We start from the raw sequence: 1,165 nt of genomic DNA, 5'->3' as shown, positions 1-1,165 counted from the left end.
AGTCCAACCCCTGGGCGCTGCGCGGCATCACCGAGCGGCTGCTGGAGGCCGCAGAGCGCGGACTGTGCGGGAACGTCGATGCCCAATGCGTGACAGGTCTGCAACACGCCGAGTGCGATCAAGTCGTCGGCGCAGACCAGGGCGTCGGGGCGAGTTCTGCCGGTCAGGATGGTGTTGGAAGCCGTGCGCCCCCACTCGATCGAGTACTCGCCGAGTTGTGTCCACTCGTCACGAGTTTCGATCCCCATTCGATCCGCGTGGCGGAAGAAGCCGGCCCGGCGAAGTTCTGTTGACGAATTGGTCAGCTCGGAACTGATGAAGGCAGCTGATTGCGCGCCACGCTCCGACAGATGCTCCATCACCAGGGATTGAGCGGCGTCGTCGTCGACACCGACCCAGTCCGTCTGGGTATCCATGGCAAACCGGTCGAGTTGAACGACCGGAAGCGTTGCCGCGCTGGCTCGGACCGCTTCGGAACTCAATTCGCCGTGGCACGGGCTGATGATGATTCCGTCCACTTGCCGGGAGACGAGCGACTTGAGCCGCTGCGCTTCCACGTCGGGGTCGGAACGAGAATCGCACAGGAACAGTTGTAGTCCGCGCTGAGCGAGGACGTGTTCGACGTTGACCACCAGCGAGGTGAAGAAGGGGTTCGCGATACTCGGAACCACCATTCCGACAGTGTCCGTCCGATTACGACGCAGTGAGCTGGCGATGATGTTTCCCGAGTATCCGAGAGAATCCGCGGCTCGTTTGATCGTCGCCGCAAGCTCGTCCGAGACAGGACGGGAGCCGGACAGTGCCCGCGAGACGGTGGCAGTCGACACCCCGGCCAGTTCCGCGACATCGCGAATGGTCGCCTTGCGCATGCGTCCCCCGTTTTCTGCTCGATTCGGGTCCGAGGTTATCGAACCGCACGGTCCAGTGTCCCGCATGTAACGCGATTGAGGCAATCGTTTACAAATTCGAATTGTGAAAACCTTGACATAACCCGGTGTTGATCGCATAACCTGCTAATTCATCAAGGCAATCGATTACATCGTGTGCAGATCTTGTGCATGGACATACAGCAGTCACGCCCTGGTAACACCAATCAGTGACGCTGAACTCACAGCACGTACACCCGTACCGAGGGGGGACCTCACCCATGCAGGCCGCGCCGCCC

1 pseudogene is annotated in these 1,165 nt (G+C 60.9%); it reads right to left on the bottom strand.

Features of this window, described 5'->3' with window-relative positions:
* Positions 1 to 101: 101 nt before the first annotated feature.
* Positions 102 to 869 (bottom strand): annotated as a pseudogene (locus ABT116_RS48595) (LacI family DNA-binding transcriptional regulator); the annotation flags it as partial.
* Between the last annotated feature and the right edge of the window lie 296 nt (positions 870 to 1,165).

Source organism: Streptomyces sp. NPDC002130 (assembly GCF_040296465.1).
Classification (GTDB): domain Bacteria; phylum Actinomycetota; class Actinomycetes; order Streptomycetales; family Streptomycetaceae; genus Streptomyces.
This window is presented reverse-complemented; position numbering and strand designations above follow the sequence as displayed.